This is a genomic window from Deltaproteobacteria bacterium (assembly GCA_013151235.1).
In the GTDB taxonomy this organism is placed as follows: domain Bacteria; phylum CG2-30-53-67; class CG2-30-53-67; order CG2-30-53-67; family CG2-30-53-67; genus JAADIO01.
In genome coordinates this window covers 1-19,058 of the sequence record JAADIO010000053.1, presented here as the reverse complement: position 1 = coordinate 19,058, position 19,058 = coordinate 1, and the positions used below count along the sequence as shown (strand labels likewise).

General features: G+C 54.0%; 19 protein-coding genes, 2 tRNA genes and 1 pseudogene. 17 read left to right on the top strand and 5 right to left on the bottom strand.

All coding sequences use genetic code 11. From position 1 onward, the window contains the following. Nucleotides 1-209 precede the first annotated feature (209 nt). The 4 genes from GXP58_10115 to GXP58_10100 all read left to right on the top strand — a co-directional run bounded on the left by GXP58_10115 (nt 210) and on the right by GXP58_10100 (nt 2,323). Nucleotides 210-383 carry a hypothetical protein gene (locus GXP58_10115; protein NOY53952.1) on the top strand — a complete coding sequence of 58 codons (174 nt, stop codon included), beginning with the start codon at nt 210-212 and terminating at the stop codon, nt 381-383. A gap of 14 nt (nt 384-397) precedes the next feature. Continuing rightward, entirely contained in the window at nt 398-595 is a 198-nt protein-coding gene (locus GXP58_10110; protein ID NOY53951.1) for a hypothetical protein, read from the top strand. A 497-nt stretch (nt 596-1,092) separates the two neighbouring features. Next, nucleotides 1,093-1,755 carry a lytic transglycosylase domain-containing protein gene (locus GXP58_10105; GenBank protein NOY53950.1) on the top strand — a complete coding sequence of 221 codons (663 nt, stop codon included), beginning with the start codon at nt 1,093-1,095 and terminating at the stop codon, nt 1,753-1,755. A 112-nt stretch (nt 1,756-1,867) separates the two neighbouring features. After that, a complete protein-coding gene (locus GXP58_10100) occupies nt 1,868-2,323 on the top strand; it encodes a heme-binding domain-containing protein (protein NOY53949.1) in 456 nt (151 codons plus the stop codon). A 3-nt stretch (nt 2,324-2,326) separates the two neighbouring features. On the opposite strand, the gene GXP58_10095 is transcribed toward GXP58_10100, so the two are convergent. After that, nucleotides 2,327-2,403 (bottom strand) — tRNA-Arg (locus GXP58_10095). Nucleotides 2,404-2,511: 108 nt separating this feature from the next. Next, nucleotides 2,512-4,053: a bifunctional phosphoribosylaminoimidazolecarboxamide formyltransferase/IMP cyclohydrolase gene (gene purH / locus GXP58_10090; GenBank protein NOY53948.1), complete on the bottom strand. Its 1,542-nt coding sequence runs from the start codon at nt 4,051-4,053 to the stop codon at nt 2,512-2,514. Between the two features lie 405 nt (nt 4,054-4,458). On the opposite strand from purH, the gene GXP58_10085 reads away from it, so the two are divergent. From GXP58_10085 to ybgF, 9 genes are all read left to right on the top strand, one after another. After that, nucleotides 4,459-5,433, top strand: a complete 975-nt coding sequence (locus GXP58_10085; GenBank protein ID NOY53947.1) for a polyprenyl synthetase family protein — start codon at nt 4,459-4,461, stop codon at nt 5,431-5,433. Between the two features lie 34 nt (nt 5,434-5,467). Further along, nucleotides 5,468-6,463 (top strand): FAD:protein FMN transferase, encoded by a 996-nt coding sequence (locus tag GXP58_10080; protein NOY53946.1) that lies wholly within the window; start codon nt 5,468-5,470, stop codon nt 6,461-6,463. Continuing rightward, nucleotides 6,463-6,963: an acyl-CoA thioesterase gene (locus tag GXP58_10075; GenBank protein NOY53945.1), complete on the top strand. Its 501-nt coding sequence runs from the start codon at nt 6,463-6,465 to the stop codon at nt 6,961-6,963. Before GXP58_10080 ends, GXP58_10075 begins: the two co-directional genes overlap by 1 nt. 141 nt (nt 6,964-7,104) lie before the next feature. Continuing rightward, the gene (gene tolQ, locus GXP58_10070; protein ID NOY53944.1) at nt 7,105-7,842 is read left to right on the top strand and encodes a protein TolQ; all 738 of its coding nucleotides are present in this window, start codon (nt 7,105-7,107) and stop codon (nt 7,840-7,842) included. An 86-nt stretch (nt 7,843-7,928) separates the two neighbouring features. Next, nucleotides 7,929-8,345, top strand: a complete 417-nt coding sequence (gene tolR, locus GXP58_10065) for a protein TolR (protein ID NOY53943.1) — start codon at nt 7,929-7,931, stop codon at nt 8,343-8,345. 215 nt (nt 8,346-8,560) lie between these two features. Further along, entirely contained in the window at nt 8,561-9,337 is a 777-nt protein-coding gene (locus GXP58_10060) for a TonB C-terminal domain-containing protein (GenBank protein ID NOY53942.1), read from the top strand. Further along, nucleotides 9,334-10,668 (top strand): Tol-Pal system beta propeller repeat protein TolB, encoded by a 1,335-nt coding sequence (gene tolB / locus GXP58_10055; GenBank protein ID NOY53941.1) that lies wholly within the window; start codon nt 9,334-9,336, stop codon nt 10,666-10,668. The genes GXP58_10060 and tolB overlap by 4 nt, the downstream gene beginning before the upstream one ends. 91 nt (nt 10,669-10,759) lie before the next feature. Next, nucleotides 10,760-11,287 carry a peptidoglycan-associated lipoprotein Pal gene (gene pal / locus GXP58_10050; GenBank protein ID NOY53940.1) on the top strand — a complete coding sequence of 176 codons (528 nt, stop codon included), beginning with the start codon at nt 10,760-10,762 and terminating at the stop codon, nt 11,285-11,287. A 250-nt stretch (nt 11,288-11,537) separates the two neighbouring features. Further along, nucleotides 11,538-12,428 carry a tol-pal system protein YbgF gene (gene ybgF, locus GXP58_10045; protein NOY53939.1) on the top strand — a complete coding sequence of 297 codons (891 nt, stop codon included), beginning with the start codon at nt 11,538-11,540 and terminating at the stop codon, nt 12,426-12,428. A gap of 148 nt (nt 12,429-12,576) precedes the next feature. Here the strand turns inward: ybgF and GXP58_10040 are convergent, their stop codons facing one another. The 3 genes from GXP58_10040 to GXP58_10030 form a co-directional block, all read right to left on the bottom strand. After that, on the bottom strand, nt 12,577-13,050 hold the full coding sequence (locus GXP58_10040; protein NOY53938.1) for a PilZ domain-containing protein: 474 nt from the start codon (nt 13,048-13,050) through the stop codon (nt 12,577-12,579). 81 nt (nt 13,051-13,131) lie between these two features. Continuing rightward, nucleotides 13,132-13,788 carry a GMP/IMP nucleotidase gene (yrfG, locus tag GXP58_10035; GenBank protein ID NOY53937.1) on the bottom strand — a complete coding sequence of 219 codons (657 nt, stop codon included), beginning with the start codon at nt 13,786-13,788 and terminating at the stop codon, nt 13,132-13,134. Nucleotides 13,789-13,862: 74 nt separating this feature from the next. Next, nucleotides 13,863-15,791: an aconitate hydratase gene (locus GXP58_10030; GenBank protein ID NOY53936.1), complete on the bottom strand. Its 1,929-nt coding sequence runs from the start codon at nt 15,789-15,791 to the stop codon at nt 13,863-13,865. A 208-nt stretch (nt 15,792-15,999) separates the two neighbouring features. On the opposite strand from GXP58_10030, the gene GXP58_10025 reads away from it, so the two are divergent. From GXP58_10025 to GXP58_10010, 4 genes and pseudogenes are all read left to right on the top strand, one after another. Continuing rightward, nucleotides 16,000-17,052, top strand: coding sequence for a hypothetical protein (locus GXP58_10025; protein NOY53935.1), 1,053 nt, complete (start codon nt 16,000-16,002; stop codon nt 17,050-17,052). A 64-nt stretch (nt 17,053-17,116) separates the two neighbouring features. Next, nucleotides 17,117-17,191 (top strand) — tRNA-Val (locus GXP58_10020). Nucleotides 17,192-17,359: 168 nt separating this feature from the next. Then, nucleotides 17,360-17,455, top strand: a pseudogene (locus tag GXP58_10015) (tyrosine-type recombinase/integrase). An 853-nt stretch (nt 17,456-18,308) separates the two neighbouring features. Continuing rightward, a complete protein-coding gene (locus tag GXP58_10010; GenBank protein ID NOY53934.1) occupies nt 18,309-18,887 on the top strand; it encodes a PEP-CTERM sorting domain-containing protein in 579 nt (192 codons plus the stop codon). Nucleotides 18,888-19,058: the final 171 nt, after the last annotated feature.

Below are 19,058 nucleotides of genomic sequence, written 5' to 3'. Positions count from 1 at the left end.
ACAACTGTCAACCATATCAACCTGTCGAACCATGAACGGAATCCGGAAAACGACTTTTTACGACTTCATCAATTTTGGTGTTTCGTTTTGAAAGACCCCGGAAATTTCCTCTGCTTCGAGTAGTTAACGGACTTTAATTTGGGAAAATGGACGCTTTGATGCATCATTAAAGGTTTCCAACAGATCCCCTTTGTTCAGGGACACGATACTTGCGGATTGCAGATGAAGTCGGATTGGGAAAAAGCATTGAAGCGGGTATTGTTCTTTCCCGGGAAAAGGGGCGAGCGGAAATGAAAAATCCTGATCATCGTTCTCTCAAGCCTTCAAAAGCAGTGGCTACAGGAACTGCAGGAGAAGTTTTTCCTGCTTTCCCACATTCCTGAAGCCCGCACATCATATGGCCCGGAAGAAGGGCAGGCAAAATCCATTCGACTTGACGGCCACGGCCCTGCAGAACTCATTATTGGAACGCTATGGTTTGGTCAGCTGCGTTAATGATTATGCTTTCGGTGATCTCAAAAGCTTTTGTTTTCAATACGCAGGTCTGGCGGATTTTAAGACCTACGATGAGCTCAAGGCCCGGCTGAAAAAATAACGAGAAAGTCCTGAAGGAAGCGGAAAAGAGACTTTCTGAGGGTTTTGAGTCATTCGAGAACCTTCAGGATGAATGAGCGGAATCCGAAGCCCAACAAGACTTCTTCTTTCAAGATGATATCCAAGCCATCGAGAATAAAATACAGGATCTGGAAGCCTCCTTTGGACATTGCCGTTTCCATCACGAAGAATGCCAAAAGGCCAGAGCCTGATCAAGGCGTTGGAGGTCGGATTTGATAAAGCGGTCCAACTGAGTTCGGCCCGGGAAGTCAGCATCATTTACGGAATTCCAGAGAACCCAGGATTACCTCTTGAGTCTTTTTGGGAGCACGGAGCATAGGGAAAAGATTGTTCTGTTCAACGGTTCTAATAATGACCCCAAATCATTGGTCTTTTCTCTGTTTCCGTTCAATCTGAGGGAAATTCCGGAGCCTGATTCTTGACGATCCGAGCCCTCTGTGATAGCTTGTAATTGAAATGGAATCGTACTGGAGGACATTGGGAAAAAGGGGATGTCTGGTCGGGTCGTTACTTCTTCTGATTTTTTTCTGGGCTGGAGGAGTAGAAGCTGACCTTTTTGTCTACGCAGATCCGGAGGGGAATATCCATGTGACCCACAGTCATGAGAAGAGCGGGGAAATGAAGCTGGTCTCCCGCTATCCCTCTTCCCTCCCGGAAAAGGAAAACCTGTCGGAAAGCCTGGATCGATATCGCAGGGACATCGAACAGGCTGCCGCCAGATATGGAGTCGAGGAGGAACTGATCCGGGCCGTCATCAAGGCTGAATCCGACTACGATCCCTATGCCGTATCGGTGGCCGGTGCCATCGGCCTCATGCAGCTGATGCCGGAGACGGCGAAGAAGCTGAAGGTGGATGATCCTTTCCAGCCGGAACAGAATATCGACGGTGGTGTCCGATACCTGAGGGAACTTCAAAAGAGGTTCGGAAAACCCCGGCTGGTCATTGCCGCATACCATGCGGGGGAGACCCGTGTTGCCGCTTGCGGCGATATTCCCCCCATCCCGTCGACCCGAGCCTATGTGGCCCGGGTTCTCCGTTACTATCAAGGATACAAAAAGATGCACCGGCCCCCCAAGAAGATCTACAAAGTTGTTCAAGCCGACGGCGGGATCCTCTATACGACGACGCCACAACGTTGAATGACGTTAAAGGCCGCATCCCCGTGATCCCGTATTCGCTGAATCTTCCGGGTACATTCACTCGGGCTCTGTCCCGGACAAAGAGGTAGTAGAGATAGATCGGAGAGTGGAAATGAGAAAAAAGAAATTTATCCATGGTTTCCTGGTATTGTTTGTCCTCATCCAACTGATTCCCCTGAAGAGAAGTAATCCCCCAATTGAGACAGAAGTTGCTTTTCCCCGTCCATTGGCCGGGATCTTTCATCGCGCCTGCTATAATTGTCACTCCAATGAGACCGTATGGCCCTGGTACTCCTATTTGGCACCCATTTCATGGATTATTGCGCAGGATGTGTCCGAGGCGAGGCAGAAAATGAATTTCACTGCGTGGAACCGGCTTGACCGGCAGAAGATTGTAAAACGCATCAGAGATATCGGGGAAGCCGTGAATAATGGGGATATGCCTCCCTGGTATTACCGGATAATTCACCCGGAGGCGCGCCTTACGAAAAAAGAAAAACAACGGATCAGGAACTGGAGCCTTGATCAGGAACAGGGAATAAGGATCAAAGAGAAAGTAAAAAGATAAAAATGGTACCCCCGAGAGGAGTCGAACCTCCGACACCAGGAACCGGAATCCTGTGCTCTATCCAGCTGAGCTACGGGGGCACTATATGATCTTTCAGTCGTCAGCGTCCAGCTATCAGCAAAAGTAAGGCGCAAAGCATATCATTTTTGTTTTGGCTGAAAGCTGATGGCTGATCGCTGAATGCTCGATTAATGTCTGAAATGGCGCATCTTTGTAAAGATCATCGTCATGTCATACTCATCGGCCGCGGCGATGACTTCCGCATCCTTGATCGATCCGCCCGGTTGAATGATGGCCGTGGCACCTGATTTTGCCGCCTCATCGATGCCGTCCCGGAAGGGGAAAAACGCGTCCGAGGCGAGGGCGCATCCTTTGGTATCACTCATGGCTTTGGAGATGGCCAGCCGGGTTGAATCGACACGGCTCATCTGGCCTGCGCCGATCCCTACGGTCCGGTCGGCCCGGGTGAGGATGATGGCATTCGATTTCACATGTTTGGCGACCTTCCAGGCAAAAGACATGGCCTGAATCTCTTCTTCCGTCGGTTGCCGTTTTGTAACGACTTCCAGCCGGCGAATATCGACGGTCCCCAAGTCCCGATCCTGGTAAATCAGACCGCCGACGACTTTTTTCAACTCCATGTCCTGAGGACGCTCCCGCCCCCATATATCGATTTCGAGGATCCGGATGTTTTCCTTCTCTTTGAAAATTTCCAGGACCCCTTCGTTGTATCCCGGTGCGATGACGACCTCCACGAAGGTGGAGACGATCTCTTTCGCCGTGGCCGTATCCACGGGTCGATTGAAGGCCAGGACGGCGCCGAAGGCCGATACGGGATCGCACTCCCGGGCGGTGATGTAGGCCTCCCGCAGGTCGTTCGAGCAGGCGACGCCGCAGGGGTTGTTATGCTTGACGACAACGGATGTAGGGACCTCAAATTCTTTGGCCAGTTCCAGGGCGGAGTGGGTGTCAAGGTAGTTGTTGAAGGACATGGCCTTTCCCTGGTGGATGACTGCTGTGGCTACGCCCGGCTCGGTATTGTAGGGCTCCCGGTAGAAGGCGGCCCGCTGATGGGGATTTTCCCCGTATCGCAACTCCGTGACTTTTTCGTATTGAAGGCTCAGTTGCTCCGGAAACCGGGGAGTCTCCCCTTCGGAAGAGAGATAGGAGGAGATCATGCCGTCGTAACGGGCCGTATGGGCGAAGACCTTGCAGGCCAGGGTATACCGGGTTTTCCGGGAGACATGCCCGTCATTTTCTTCCATTTCCCGTAGGACCCATTCATAATCTTTGGGGTCGACAATCACGGTAACATCGGCAAAATTCTTGGCGGCGGAACGAATCATGGCCGGTCCGCCGATATCGATATTTTCAATGGCATTTTCGAGAGTGCAGTCCGGTTCGGCAATGGTGGACTCAAAAGGATACAGGTTCACGGCCACGAGGTCAATCGGTTCGATCCCCTGTTTTTGCATCTGATCCACATGGTCCGGCTGATTCCGCTTTCCTAACAGCCCGCCGTGAATTTTCGGGTGAAGTGTCTTGACCCGGCCGTCTAGCATCTCGGGAAATCCGGTATAGTCCGAAACGGAACGGACCTCAACCCCGCTGTCTTGCAACAGCTTGGCTGTACCGCCGGTGGAGAGAATCTCAAATCCCCGCTGATGAAGGGCGCGGGCAAACTCGACGACACCGGATTTGTCGGAGACGCTGATCAACGCTTTTTTCATGGTCGGATCCTTGGTAAAAGAAGTTGCCGGTTGGATAATGAAATTCAGGTTTTTGTCCGGTTGAGGTTCTCCGGGGTCTTCCCGCTCCGGAGACTCTTCGTTTAATGTGCGGCACTCTACACGCTTTGAGACCGCTTGTCAATACCTTCTCTTCTTTGATATTTCCCCATTGGGATAGTCGAAACCGGTTCCGGATGTGATGTGTCTGCCGCCGGGCTTATGAGCATTTTTCGGCGTTCTTCGGGGGTGGTTGCCCTGTAAAAGCGGGCGGTTTACCCGGAATTCCGGTTGATGCGCCGACAATAACGAATCACCGCGAAAAATTGGGGGAAGTCCGGGGGCGTTACACCTTGACAACAGTCCCCTGATCCACTACTATCACACTGTTTTTCCCAAGGGAGACTGATGAGAATCGAGGAAGTCTGGACACTTCTGGAGAAGGATCTGGCCGAGGTGGAGCGGTGTATCGCCGGGAATCTGCATTCCGGCGCTCCCCTGATTGGAGAAGTGGGTCTTCACCTGCTGCGGGGCGGGGGTAAACGGATCCGTCCCCTTCTTCTCCTCCTGGCATCCCGCGTCTGCGGATATCATGGAGACCGGCAGCATCTTCTGGCATCGGTTATCGAATATATTCATACGGCTTCTCTTCTCCATGACGACGTGGTGGACGATGCCGTGATTCGACGGGGTCAGGATGCGGCAAACCGGGTCTTCGGAAACCAGGCGAGCATCCTGGTGGGAGATTATCTTTATTCCAAGGCTCTTTATCTGGCTGTCCGGGAAGAAAACCAGGAGATTATGAACGTTCTCTCCGAGGCCACAACGGTCATGTCGGAGGGAGAGGTGATGCAGCTCTCTCAGATCGGCAATCTCGATCTGACGGAAGAAGATTATCTCGCCGTCATTACGAAAAAGACGGCCGTACTCATTGCGGCAGCCTGTGAATTGGGAGCGATCCTTGCCGAGGCGCCGCCTTCCGTCCGGAAGTCCATGGTGGCCTTCGGCAATGCCGTGGGGATCGCTTTTCAACTGAGTGATGATGCTCTTGATTATTCGGCTCAGGAAGGAAAACTCGGCAAAAAGGTCGGAAAGGACCTGTTGGAAGGGAAGGTTACCCTCCCGCTGATCCATGTGCTTCATGAGGGGACCGAGGATGAAACGGCCCGAATCCGCTTGATTTTTGAGGCGGGGGAGAAGCGTGCAGAGGACCTTGATTTCGTTTTTGACTGTGTTGAGCGATATGATGCCGTGGCTTATACGCAGGAACGAACCCGATCCTATATCGAACAGGCCCGCGGAAACCTCAAACCCTTTGAAAATTCTTTGGCCAAAGATGCTCTTCTCTCCGTTTCTGATTTTGTCTACCGGCGTGATCTGTAAGCGGATCCTGGAATCTGCCGCGCCCCTCCCGAATTTGCTGCGAAAAAATCCGGTTCTGCTCCTGCTGATCTGTGGGCTTCTGCTTTCGACGGGATGTGAGACTTCGACCCCTCCGGTTGTGGAACGGGAACAGATTCTTATGGGGACGACGGTCTCGATCACCATAGCCGGTGTCGATCCTGATCGTGCCGACCATGCGGCGGATCGTGCTTTCGGTGAGATCCGACGTCTTGAGGCGATCATGAGTACCTACCGTCCGGATAGCGGGATCTCGAAGGTCAACGACGCCGCGGGCAAGGGATGGACGCCGGTCTCTCCTGAACTCCGGCTGGTTATCAGGGCGGGACTCCGCTTCGGCGCCCTGTCGAATGGGGCCTTCGACATCACGGTGAAACCCCTGGTGCGGATCTGGCATATTGAAAAAGGTCCCCCCCCTCCCGGTCGGGGAAAAATTGATGCCGTCCTCCCTCTTGTGGACTATCGTAAAGTACGGATCGATCGAGCGGGCCGGGTGCGCCTGCCGAAGCCGGGGATGGCGATCGTCCTGGGGGGGGTTGCCAAGGGGTATGCAGTGGACCGGGCCATTGAGGTTCTTGAGAAAGAGGGGATCGAAAACGCTATCGTGAATGCCGGAGGTGATCTGCGTGCGATCGGGAGACGATCCGTATCCCGTCCCTGGAGGGTGGGAATAGAGGACCCTCGCCACCGGGGCCGGCTTATGGAGGAACTGCCTCTGACCGACCGGGCTGCGGCCACCTCCGGAGACTATGAAAGATTTTACATCTACCAGGGGGTACGGTATCATCATATTCTGGATCCCCGGACGGGGCGTCCTGCCCGGGGCTGCCGGAGTGTTACGGTGATCGCCCCCACGGCCATGGAGGCGGATGCCCTGGCAACGGCCGTTTTCGTCCTCGGGCCGAAAAAGGGGCGTGTCCTGCTCCAACGGCGTGATCAGGTGGAGGGGATGATTGTCGACGGGGAAGACCGGACATTTTCGACGACGGGGTTTCCCGGAGGAGAGAAATGATGAATGATCTGTTGCAGGGAAAGACCTTTGAGGAATCGATGGTGGAAACGACGGAGCTGATCCAGCCCAATGACGGGAACCATCTGGGAAATGTTTTTGGCGGGAAAGTCCTCTCCATGATCGACCTGACGGGGGCCATGGCGGCCATGCGTCATTGTCGGACCATCGTTGTGACCGCCTCCATGGATCGGGTCGATTTCCGTCACCCGATCCGGATCGGGACGCTGGCCATCGTTAAGGCAAGGCTCAACGGCGCCTTTCGGACTTCGGTGGAGGTGGGCGTCGATATCTTTTCCGAAAATCCCCTTACCGGCGCCCGTTGCAAGACCTGCACAGCCCTCGTGACCTACGTTGCCCTGGACGGGAAGGGGCGCCCCACTCCCGTTCCCCCCCTGGTTTGCCGCACCGTGGAGGAGGAGGCGCTTCAGAGGAAGGCCGAAGAGCGGAAACGCCTGCGCGATGCGGAACGCCCCCGCGAATCCTGTCCGGACGGTTTCTGAACCGAGCGTTACCTGCAGCCATGTTGTAAACCAGCGGCCCATCTTGACTTTGCCCACGTTCTATATTAGAGTCTCTGCGTAACTTCTCAAGCACGGAGGGGCAGAGGCACAAAGAAAAATCAAAGGCAGAAAGTAGGTACTATGGAACAAAGCGCTTTGGCTTTATCACATAGCGGAATCCTTTCTCTGGTCGTCAACGCCGGTCTCGTGGTCAAAGGGGTGTTGCTGATCCTGCTGATCTTTTCCGTGGCCTGCTGGGCGATCATCCTCTACAAGTACCGGGTCATCCGTTCCGCCCGTTCCCAGACCAACAGGTTCCTCAAGGTCTTCTGGATGGATCATCCCTTCTCCACGCTCATCCGCACGGCCAGACAATATCCCGCCAGTCCTATCTCCAGACTCTTTGAGTCGGCCTACGAAGAAGTGAACAAGATCCGGGAAGGAAAGACCTCCCCGAAAGGGAGTGCCGCAGCCGGAGGGGAGGTCGCCGAAGTGGCCGGAGCCGCGGAAATCAACGGAGTCGAACATGTGCAACGGGCGCTGAACCGGGCGATGATCTCCGAGATCACGCGGCTGGAACGGGCCATCACCTTTCTGGCGACCACCGGGAGTACGGCCCCTTTTATCGGCCTTTTCGGTACGGTCTGGGGAATCATGGACGCCTTCCACGGGATCGGGGTCCGGGGATCCGCCAGTCTGGCCGTGGTTGCGCCGGGGATCTCCGAGGCGCTGGTGGCGACCGCTGCGGGGCTGGCCGCAGCCATTCCGGCCGTCGTCGCGTACAATCATTTTGTCCGTAAAGTCCGGGTGATGGCGAACGAAATGGAAAACTTCTCGTCGGAGTTTCTGAGTATCGCAGAGAAACATCTTGAAGGTTGAGGGTCTCGTAAAAAACGCATCTTGACGGTCAAGAAAAAGCTCCGGTTGGACTTACTGCAAAGCCGCCACGGCGTAAGGAGTTTTCCATGGGCATGACAGGCAATAAAGAGTACAGCAGCATGTCGGAGATCAACGTCACTCCCCTGGTTGATGTCATGCTGGTTTTGTTGATTATCTTTATGGTAACGGCCCCCATGCTGCAGCAGGGGGTGGATGTTGATCTGCCCAAAACAAAGGCCTCGGCCATAAAGTTCAACAAGGAGCGCCTGGTCGTGACGGTGACGAAAAAGAAGAATATCTATATCAACAAGACCTCTTTCACCGTTCAGGAACTGAAGAAGAAATTGACCCGGATCCGCAAGGCGAACCCGACACGGGAGGTTTTCCTCCGGGCGGATAAAAGTATCCCCTACGGTTTTGTGGTAAAAGTCATGGCGGCGATCAAGGGGGCGGGGATCCGGAAGTTGGGGATGGTTACGGAAGTTTCGGACATCAAGAGCTGACGGCTGCCTAAAAAGTCCGTCTGCGGTGTTTATCAGGTTTTGACATCGTTGCGACGTACAAACAGTACGTCTCACTCGTCAAAACCTTCGCGCCTTGCATCCGGATCTTTTTACTTTGCCGTTGGAAGATAATTGACTGCTTGGGCTGAGCTGACGGCCGCCTAAAAAGTCCGTCTGCGGCGTTACACGGATTGATCGGATGGTTGCGTGAATAGATGGTACCTCGTTTTCAACCCTTTGAAGATACGGAATTCGATCGAAATTTCCGGCGGATGTTTTGGGTCTCCCTGGCACTCCATCTTGCCGTAATCTTTTTTGTTGCCTATTCGAGAAGATTCGTTCCCCCTCCTGTTTACTATACGCCGCCGTCTTATACGGTCGATCTTGTAACCTTGGTACATCCCAAACCGGTGCCCAAACCGGCAAAAAAAGCAGCTGCCAAAAAGGCGGTACCGCCGAAGGCGAAAAAGGCCAAAGCCATCTCCCTGCCCGACAGGAATAAAACAAAGACGGGGCCTCCTCCGGAAAAGGCGGCGAAAAAGGTGGCGAAGAAAAAAGTAGTCCCGAAAAAGCCGCCGCCCAAGGCGTACAGTGAAAAGGAGATCGATTCCTCCATTGCGAATTTGAAAAAACGGGTGGCGGCAAAACGTTTGGCCGAACGGAAGGCACTGGCCGCCCGCAGCAGGATCACAAGCCGGTTGATGGAGATCCGCTTCAAGGCCTATTACAATACGATCTGGGAGATCATTAAAGATGCCTGGGTGATCCCCGAAGGGGTCAATGTCCGGCGGGGTTTGGAGACCGTGATTGGGCTGACGGTCGCAAAAGACGGCCGGGTCTTGTCGATCGAAATTGAAAACAGCTCCGGCAACGATCCTTTCGACCAGTCCGCGATTCGAGCGATTGAAAAGAGCAGCCCCCTCCCTCCGCTGCCCGGCGATGAGAAATCAATGGAGGTCGGAATTCGCTTTACCCCCGAGGAGTCTCAATGAAATCCTGTTTTCCCACGGCCGGTTTCCTCATGCGTGCATTTTTCATGATACTCCTCCTGGTGATGTCCGTTCCTGCGTCGGCCAAGATCTATCTTGATATCAATGCCCCAACCTTCCGGAGGCTTCCGGTGGCGATTCAGGTGTTCAAAAACTTGTCGCCCGGTAGTGATGACCTCCCACTCGGGAAAGAACTCCATCAGACCTTGAGTGACGATCTGGAATTTTCCGGTCTCTTCCAGGTACTCGATCCGGTGAGCTTCATCGAAGACCCCGCCCATTCCGAGATCGATCCGCGAAAGATCCGCTTCGAGGACTGGCGGGTTGTCGGTGCCGATGCCCTGATCGAAGGGACCTATCAGCGGGAAGGAGACCGTGTGAAAGTGGAGTTCTATCTCTACGATGTCTACCTGCGGAAAAGGATTTTGGGGAAGCGGTATTATGGGGAGGTCAAGGATCTGCGAAAGATGGCCCATCGCTTTGCCAATGCAGCGCTCCGTCAGATTACCGGGGAGCGCGGGGTCTTTGATACTCGGATCGTCTATCTCGCAGCCTTGGGGAAAACCCGGGAAATTCATATCATGGATTATGACGGTCACAACGATCAGGTCCTGCTCAAGGAATCTTGTATTATCATTTCCCCCCGCTGGTCCTCTGACGGGGAGAAGGTGGTGTTTACCTCCTACCGGGACGGAAACCCCGACCTGTACCAGATCACCCTCCGTTCCGGTGAGGTCCGGAAGATCTCCGGGAAGCCGGGGATCAATACCGGGGGCGCCTATTCGCCGGGAGGGGGACGGCTGGCCTATGTGATGAGCAAGGACGGGAATTCCGAGATCTATACCCTCGGCAAATATTCCAGGAAACCGAAACGGCTGACCAACAACTGGGCCATTGATGTTGCGCCCCGGTGGTCCCCGGACGGCAAGAAAATTATTTTCATGTCGGATCGGGCCGGGAGTCCTCAGGTCTACCTGATGGATTCCGACGGCAAGCATCCCTTCCGCCTGACCTACCGGGGCAAATATAACGCCGATCCCGTCTGGTCGCCCCGCGGCGACCGGATTGCCTTTGCATCGATGGTGAACGGCCGTTTCCAGATCGCTACGATCAAACCCGACAAGAGCGGAATGGTCCTGATCACGGCCAACGCGGGAAACAACGAGTTTCCCTCCTGGTCGCCGGACGGCCGGTTTCTCTGTTTCAGTTCTACGATGGACGGCAAATCGGACATCTACATTATGAATGCCGACGGAACACACCTGAGGCGGGTGACCTCCGGTGCCGCACGGAATTCCGCTCCGGACTGGTCGCCCCGGTTCGTCCCGGAATAAAAGACGAAAAAAGCATTTTACAGGGCGAGGTTTCTATACTATACTTTGCCGCCAAGAGAAGCGAAATAAATTCCAAGAAAGGAGTGAAACCATGAGGAAAAAGAATTGGGTGGTAGGGATCATCATGTTCGGGTTGATGGTTCTCCTGGCTCTGTCCGGGTGTGCCCGGAACAAGGCTGCTGTGAAAGCCGAAACCACGAGTCCGTCCGCGGAGCAGCAAGCGGCAACCGCGACGAAGGGAATACAGGAGAGCGATGTCCTGACGGAGGAGATCCAGCCGATTCAGCCCAAGGAGATGGCCGATGTCTATTTTGCTTACGACCGCTTCGACCTTTCTCCGGAAGCTCGATCCACTCTCGCGGATAATGCCGCCTGGATGGAGAATCATGCCGGGACCACGGTGGTGATTGAAGGGCATTGTGACGATCGGGGTTCCAGTCAATACAATCTCGCGCTGGGGGATCGGCGAGCGAAGAGTGCCTACAATTACCTGATCAACTTAGGGGTTGCCGCAGATCGGATCTCCACTATCAGTTACGGGGAAGAAAAGCCGGTCTGCACCGAGCAAACTGAATCGTGCTGGTCGAGGAATCGGCGTGTACACTTTCGGACCCGATAATCTTGATGGTGTCGTAAAAGTCACGAAGCCCTTCGACCCTTCGGCCGGCTCAGGACAGGCGTACTCAGGGCGAACGGTGTAAGTGATTGATATTCCGTTCGTGTGGTTCGACAAGCTCACCATGCTCGGAAGCCTGTCGAACCATGAACGGAATCCGGAAAACGACTTTTTACGACTTCATCAATCTTCCAATCTCCTATTCGGGTATTCCCGGCAGGAATGAGTTGTTTCATCATCAGAAGGGTTTGATATGATTGGTAAAGGATTCAAGTGGATTGTGCCGGTTCTTGTGGGTTTCCTGCTGACGGCATGTGCGTCCATGGATCAGGATGCCCGTATTAATTTCCTGGAAGGGCAGATGAAGGATGTTCTGTCGAAGTCTGCGGAATGGGGGGTAGCTTCCCGGGATCTTCGGACCCGGCTTGCCGATCATGCGGCCCGGATGGATAAAATAAACAGCCAGATCCAGATCCTCTCCGGCCGGTTGGATGATCTGCAAACGGGGATCGTCCCGAAGGAGAACCCGATTTTCAATCAGGAAGGGGTCTATGAAGAGATCCGCTCTTTGAAGGAAAGGTTGCAGTCCCTGGAGGGGAAGGTCCGGGAGTTGGAGACGCAGTTCTCTTCTCCGGCGGAGAGCGTACCGGAAGCGGCAATGCCCGGCGGGACTTCGCCGGCGCCTTCCCTCAAGGAAAAGGTGGTTGCCCCGGCAACGGCCCCCTCGTCAGGTGCCGGGAAGGGTGCAGTGCAGGCATTGCCGCAAGTAACTCCGGAGAGGAAAGCCTATAATGATGCAATGGATCTTCTGAAGGCGGACAAATATGATCCGGCCATCCGACGATTTCGCAAATTTATCAAGGCGTATCCCGGGCATGATCTGAGTGACAATGCTCAATACTGGATCGGGGAATGCTATTACGGCCTGAAGAAATATGATGAAGCCATTATCGAATTCGAGGAAGTGGTCCGGCAATATCCCAAAGGGGACAAGGTTCCGGCGGCTTTGCTTAAAGAGGGTCTCGCCTTCCACGAGTTGAAGGACAATGATACGGCCCGTCAGATCCTGAAGAAGATTGTGGATAAGTATCCCAAGAGTGAGGAAGCGAAGATTGCGCTGGAGAAAATGGCGGTGCTTAAGTAGGAAGGTCTTGCCTGTGGCTTTCCTCCGTGTGAGCGTTCCATGCCGGCGAAGATTCTCTTGGCAATCATCTCCGTACGTCTATCTGTTCTTTACATACCGGCCGGCAGGTCTCCGGGGAGTCACCGAACTTCCTGATGAATGGAATGCTTCAACCTTTCCGCCGGAATCGTGACAACCAGTTTTTCCCAAAGGATTTCCACCGGGCTTTTCGTTCTTCTTTGAGAAATCTTTTCAGAGAAGTAAGGTCTGCGGAGGAAATTTCCGTGATGTGGATTCCGACGTTGTAACGGTAAGGATCGTCTTTGTCGGTCAGATCATACCAGCAGGCGGTCCCGGACATTCTCAGGTTATTGTGGCCTGGAACGGAAATCGTGAGTTCCAGAATATTCCCCGTCACGCCGGAACTGCTGGAGAGAACATGCAGTTCTTCCACGATAGTAAAGTTGGTGGCCAAGCAGAAACCGGATTCCGACAGGTTCTTTACGGCACCGGGGATTTCCTTGCTCACCCTGCCCGTTTCTCCACTGATCACACGAAACCGGGCCGGAAACTCCGTGTCCCGGCGAGGTGTCTCCCGCCGATCTTCAGTTATGCAATGATTGTCTGTTTGTGCCCCGGTCATAAATCCGTCACCTCTATTTCTACTATAGTGTAAATTGTCAACAAACACAACCTTTTTCCCGGAGAGGCGTGAAACCCACCGTCAGGAGGGAAGGAGTTCGTTAAAGTAGCGAATGGAGGGAAAGTCGGCGGAGCTTTGCGGCGGGTCCTTTGTACTCGGTTTGGCAACAAAGATGAGATGACCGATCCCGGCGGTCTGAGCGGATCGCAGGTTGGCCTCGCTGTCTTCGGCCAGCAGGGTCCGCTCCGGATTGTAGCCGATTCTTTCATCAAGGACCTCCCAGAATCGGGCCTTCTCCTTCGGAATCCCGAGATCGTGTGCCGAGATAATGCCGTGGAAGCAGGGGCTGAGCCGGGTCTTCTTCATTTTCAGATCGAGGGTTTTGCTGTGTGCATTTGTGACGAGGTAGATCTTTTTCTCCGATTTTTGCAGAAACTTCAGAAAAGATTCGACATGAGGATGGACCTGGATCAGGTGGTCCACCTCGGTCTTGAGGGTTGGGATATCAAGGTCGAGTTCCCTTGACCAGAAGTCGAGGTCGGTCCAGTTCAGGGTCCCCTCTTCCCGCTTGTATCGCTTCAGGAGTTCTTCCGTCGCCTCATCCCTGGAAATTCCATTGCCGTCGGCATAGACGGCGGGGACATATTCGAGCCAGAAGTAGTTGTCGAAATGGAGATCGAGAAGAGTCCCGTCCATATCGAGGAGAACTGTATCGATTTTGTCCCAGGGGAGGTGCATCGCTTGTCCCATCTTGTTGATTCTGTCGAAATGTCTGCGGGTTTTATCATATAAAGAGAAGAAAGCGCCACTGGCTACCCGATCGTATCGTTCCTGACGTAGTTGATCAACCCTCCGGCGATCAGTGTTTTCCGCTCCCGTTCGGAGAGGATCGCCCGGGAGAGGATACGACGCGTCCCGATTTTGACGGAGATCTCGTCGCCCCCTCCCGCCAGGATCTTCTTCGCGTCGATGATCCGGAAGTCGTCCCCCTGGGAAATACGGTCATAATCCGCCGGATCGACGAACTCCAGCGGCAGGATCCCGAAATTGATCAGGTTGGCCTTGTGAATCCGGGCGAAACTCTTTACGATCTTGGCCCGGACCCCCAAGTAGCGGGGTGCCAGCGCCGCATGTTCCCGGGAGGATCCCTGTCCGTAATTTTCTCCACCGATGATGATCCCCGTCCCGTTCTCCCGGGCCCGTCTCACGAAACCGGGATCGACGGCGTGATAGACGAATTCGCTGATGGCCGGGATATTGCTCCGGAAGGGGAGGACCCGGCTCCCGGCCGGCATGATATGATCCGTGGTAATGTTGTCTCCCACCTTGAGCCAGACCTCCCCTCCGATCTCGTCGGGAAGGGGGTCAAGTTCGGGGAAGGGCTGGATATTCGGGCCCCGGAGAATTTCGACCTGCGACCCATCCTCGGGGGGCGGGAGGATCATGTCGTTATTCACGATGAACTGTTCCGGGAGATCGACTCGCGGATAGTTTCCCAATTTCCGGGGATCGGTGATCTTGCCGAAGACCGCTGCGGCCACGGCTGTCTCCGGGCTGCAGAGATAGACCCGGTCTCCTTCGGTGCCGCTCCGGCCGGGGAAGTTCCGGGGAAAGGTCCGAAGCGAGACCGTCCCCGTGGCCGGGGCCTGTCCCATTCCGATGCATCCCAGGCAGCCCGACTGGTGAATGCGGGCGCCGCCATGGATCAGGGGAAGTATCCCGCCGCCTGCGGCCACATTTTCCATGACCTGACGGGATCCGGGATTGATTTCGAAGCTCACGTTCGGATGGGCCTGCCGACCTTCCATAACCAGTGCCGTCACCATCAGGTCCCGGTAGGTGGAGTTGACGGAGGAGCCGATAATGACCTGGTGCACTGCTGTCCCTTCCACTTCGGAAACCTTTTTTACATTATCGGGGGAGGAAGGGCAGGCGATCAGGGGTTCCAGCGTGGAGAGATCGATCTCGGTAATTTCATCGTATTCGGCATCGGGATCGGCCGTCAGCGCCCGCCATTGGTCCTCCCTTCCTTCGGCCGCAAGGAACCGGAGGGTATTTTCATCCGAAGGAAAAACCGTCCCCGTGGCGCCGAGTTCCGCTCCCATGTTGGCAATGGTCCCCCGGTCCGGGACTTGCAGGGCGGCCACGCCGGGGCCGAAATACTCTATGATCTTTCCCACGCCCCCTTTTACGGAAAAACGACGGAGCATCTCAAGGATTACGTCCTTGGCGGAAACCCAGGGGGGGAGTTCACCGGTCAGGCGTACGCCCCAAATTTTCGGGGCTTTCAGGTAAAATGGCTTCCCCGCCATGGCCATGGCCACATCGAGACCGCCCGTACCGATGGCCAGCATTCCGAGTCCGCCCCCCGTCGGTGTATGGCTGTCCGAACCGAGAAGGATCTTGCCGGGGATGCCGAAGCTTTCCAGGTGGACCTGATGAGAGATTCCGTTCCCCGGCCGGGAAAACCAGGCCCCGTATCGGGCGGCCGTGGACTGGAGAAACCGATGATCATCTGCGTTTCTGAAATCGGCCTGGAGGAGATTATGATCTACGTAACTGACGGAAAGCTCCGTCCGGACCCGGGGGATTCCCAGAGACTCGAATTCCAGATAGACCAGGGTTCCCGTTGCATCCTGCGTCAGGGTCTGGTCGATTCGGAGGGCGATCTCTTCTCCGGGGATTTCTCTCCCCTTCACCCGGTGGGCTTCAAGAATCTTTTGCACAACATTCATTCCCAATGGTACGCCTCCTGTTTTCCGTTCAGGCAGAGAGTGCTTTCTCTTTCAATAGGTAACAGAGAATTCCCATTTCGGCAACCCCGGGGACGGGGAAAAATATCTTGACCCCCTGCCATGGCCCCTGATATGATCTCTACTGTTTTCTGCGCTCGGAGTCTTGTGAGATCTCCGGCGCCTCATTCGTGATCTGTCCAAAAGGAGACTGACATTGAGAAGAACATTCCGTACCATCAGCGCATACGGGTTTATCCTGGGCTTGTTGCTTGTCACGGCCTGTCCGGCCGCGAAGGATTCCGCCAAGGCGGCACCTGATACCCCCGCCGTGAAGCAGTCGGCCGAACTTCCGGCCGGTGTTGTGGCGGAAGTAAATCATGTGGAGATCCCCGCAACGGACCTGACACAGGCCGTGAATGCGGCGCTGGGCCAGAACCCGCAGATCAAGGGAATGGTGACTTCTGAAAAACAGATGAATGATTTCAAAAAGACGGTGCTTCAGAAGATGATCGAAACGGAACTGCTCAACCAGGAAGGCAAGAAGCTCAAAATTGACGACCTCAACAGCCTTGTAGATGCAAAGATTGTGTCACTGAAAAAGTCCTTCCCCGGCGAAGAGGGGTTCAAAAAGGCATTGGCGAAGCAGAAAATGACGGAAGCGGACCTGCGCGGAAAGGTCGAGAAAAGCATCCGAATCAAGACGCTCCTCGATGAAAAGATCCGGAAGGGAATCACCGTCTCCGACGATGAGGTAAAGGCTTTCTACGAAAAGAACAAGGACAAGATGAAAGAGCCCGAATCGGTCCGGGCCAGTCATATTCTCATCCGGGTTGCCAAGAATGCACCGAAAAAGGAAGAAGCCGCAGCACGGAAAAAGATTGATGCTCTGCTGGCACGTGTGAAAAAGGGAGAGGATTTTAATACCCTTGCCCGGGAGAACTCCGAAGACCCTTCGGCCAAAATGAACGGTGGTGACCTCGGGTATTTTACCCATGGCCAGATGGTTCCGGAATTTGATCAGGCCGCCTTTTCTCTCAAGGTGGGGCAGACCAGCGACGTGATCCGGACCTTCTTCGGATTTCATATCATCAAGTGTATGGATAGGAAACCGGGCCGGGAAATCCCCCTCAAAGAGGCGTCTAAGAATATCAGGAAATATCTGGAGGAGGCCGCCTTCCGGACAAAATTAAGCAAATATCTTGACTCCTTGCAGCAAGCGGCAACGATACAGACCGCGCTGAAGACGGAAGCACCGACGCCGAAGTAAAGCAAAACAGCAGTTGACATATCAAGCGATTTTTATACGATCTTTCCCTGTGCAACAGGATCATGGGCGATTAACTCAGTGGGAGAGTGCCATCTTCACACGGTGGAAGTCGCCGGTTCGAACCCGGCATCGCCCACCATTGGTAATTGAAACGCCGCTCTCCAGCCGGGGGCGGCGTTTTTTTATATAAATTTCGCGCCCCGGAAAGGCCTTGACAGAAGAAGATTCAAAATATAGTATCACGTATATTCATTCTAAAGAATAGGTGTAAAATGCTGGATGTTATTTTTTCTCCGATGCTGCACATCTCCTGCATGACGGGTATGACCTCAGAACGGTACAGGAATTGCTTGGGCACAAGGACGTCAAGACGACAATGATCTATACGCATGTCTCGAATTGAGGCGGCATAACCTGTTTGCTTGTGTGGACCGCCGCGACCCGAGCGTTGTTTTGCGGGTTTCCCGACCTGAATTCCTTACATTCCCGGTGCGGTGTCACCGATTTGGTATCTCTTGAGCCACCTGAAAAACCATTTTCTGGAGTGGTCCGAGTCGGCATAGATGGACTTTTATCCTTGAGGTGCTTTTGAATCTCTTTGCATTGCACAATCTATCGGTTTTCGCCTCAGTAGGCTGTTCAACGTTTCTTCTACAGTCCCCCGAACAATTTCGCTCAAGTGCCGGGTAACTTTCGTTTCATCGATCTCTATCAAATTTCCTGATTTTACGTTACAATTTTTTCTGGACATGGTGGTCTCCTTCCGGTTGTTTGTTCTTGGCGGACTGAAATAAACCAGATGGAAGGCTGTCATGTCCTTTTTAAATGTGCGAAAATATTTTACGTTCTCCGCGACTTTTGCCCTTCTCAAGTTACTTCTAATATAGGATAAACAGCTTACTTCAGGCATGAGATCATATCCGTTGTACTGAAGTGTCAACCCCTGATCCGGATCGAGATCTGGACGGAAACGGTTCTGTAGGGAGACGCGATTTCGGAATTTAACGAAGCTATTATGGGAGGCCACCAGGGCCATCAGGGTTGGTGAATTGAGTATTTTTTTAGGAGAACGTTGTCGTTTGTCAGTGTTGATGTGAATGTCGTTCCCAAGCTCGGATCTCTTCTCCTCACATCGCTTCCGGTCTGATCGAACTGATCCGGTTTTGCCCGGAAGCGTGGTTGAGAGAGAAGAGATTATGAGGGGCATGTGGTGCGTTGACTTTTGAAACGAAACGGAATAAGGAGAGGATGAGAAAATGAAATACAGGATATTCAGCAGCTTGGCTGTGTTGTTGTTATGGATGGTGACCGCGAGTGTATTGGAAGCGTCACCGATTACTTTCAGCGATACGGTTCTGAATCCGGGAAGCACGAGTTATCTCCATGTTCTCGATGACGGGGATTTTTCTCCGCCCCTGCCGGGGGGAGAGGATGTGACGATTAATGCAGCGAAATTGCTTATCCAGGCGGATATCACGACCGGGACAGGACATATCTGCCCTCCCGATCTGAATCTTTCCATCGGTTTATCAATCATTGGTGTGCAGGGCGATGGGATACCGCTGGGGAAAAGGCTTTTTGTGAGCCGGGTTCCAGGCAGTCTGTTGCAGAATCGACTGATGCTGTTTGATCTTCCGGCTCCGGCCTTGGCTGCTTTGAACAGTGACCGGCAGCTGCAGGTGGATCTTGCAGCCATCCCATTTTTCGGGGGCGATGTTTTCGTGAAAAGCTCGAAACTTTGCGGGATCGCAACGGTCGTTCCCGAACCGGCCTCTCTTTTGCTGTTGGGGAGTGGTCTTGTCGGGCTTTTTGGTCTGACCCGGATTCGGGGATAGGCGTTTAATTGATAAGCGATATCTCGGTAACAGCCCGTCAAGGCCTAACACCAATTCATGCGGGCTGTTTACGGTCCGTGGTCATCATGGTGAAGGGAGTTTCTTCTTCCAGAGGTCCCGCTCTATCCTCAAAAGAATGAAGTAATGCTCCACAATATGATCGGGAAGATC

Coding starts and splice junctions, on each gene's coding strand:
- GXP58_10110 (NOY53951.1), top strand. CDS start 398: ATGGCCCGGAAGAAGGGCAGGCAAAATCCATTCGACTTGACGGCCACG.
- GXP58_10100 (NOY53949.1), top strand. CDS start 1,868: ATGAGAAAAAAGAAATTTATCCATGGTTTCCTGGTATTGTTTGTCCTC.
- purH (NOY53948.1), bottom strand. CDS start 4,053: ATGAAAAAAGCGTTGATCAGCGTCTCCGACAAATCCGGTGTCGTCGAG.
- GXP58_10085 (NOY53947.1), top strand. CDS start 4,459: ATGAGAATCGAGGAAGTCTGGACACTTCTGGAGAAGGATCTGGCCGAG.
- GXP58_10075 (NOY53945.1), top strand. CDS start 6,463: ATGAATGATCTGTTGCAGGGAAAGACCTTTGAGGAATCGATGGTGGAA.
- tolQ (NOY53944.1), top strand. CDS start 7,105: ATGGAACAAAGCGCTTTGGCTTTATCACATAGCGGAATCCTTTCTCTG.
- tolR (NOY53943.1), top strand. CDS start 7,929: ATGGGCATGACAGGCAATAAAGAGTACAGCAGCATGTCGGAGATCAAC.
- GXP58_10060 (NOY53942.1), top strand. CDS start 8,561: ATGGTACCTCGTTTTCAACCCTTTGAAGATACGGAATTCGATCGAAAT.
- tolB (NOY53941.1), top strand. CDS start 9,334: ATGAAATCCTGTTTTCCCACGGCCGGTTTCCTCATGCGTGCATTTTTC.
- pal (NOY53940.1), top strand. CDS start 10,760: ATGAGGAAAAAGAATTGGGTGGTAGGGATCATCATGTTCGGGTTGATG.
- ybgF (NOY53939.1), top strand. CDS start 11,538: ATGATTGGTAAAGGATTCAAGTGGATTGTGCCGGTTCTTGTGGGTTTC.
- GXP58_10040 (NOY53938.1), bottom strand. CDS start 13,050: ATGACCGGGGCACAAACAGACAATCATTGCATAACTGAAGATCGGCGG.
- yrfG (NOY53937.1), bottom strand. CDS start 13,788: ATGCACCTCCCCTGGGACAAAATCGATACAGTTCTCCTCGATATGGAC.
- GXP58_10010 (NOY53934.1), top strand. CDS start 18,309: ATGAAATACAGGATATTCAGCAGCTTGGCTGTGTTGTTGTTATGGATG.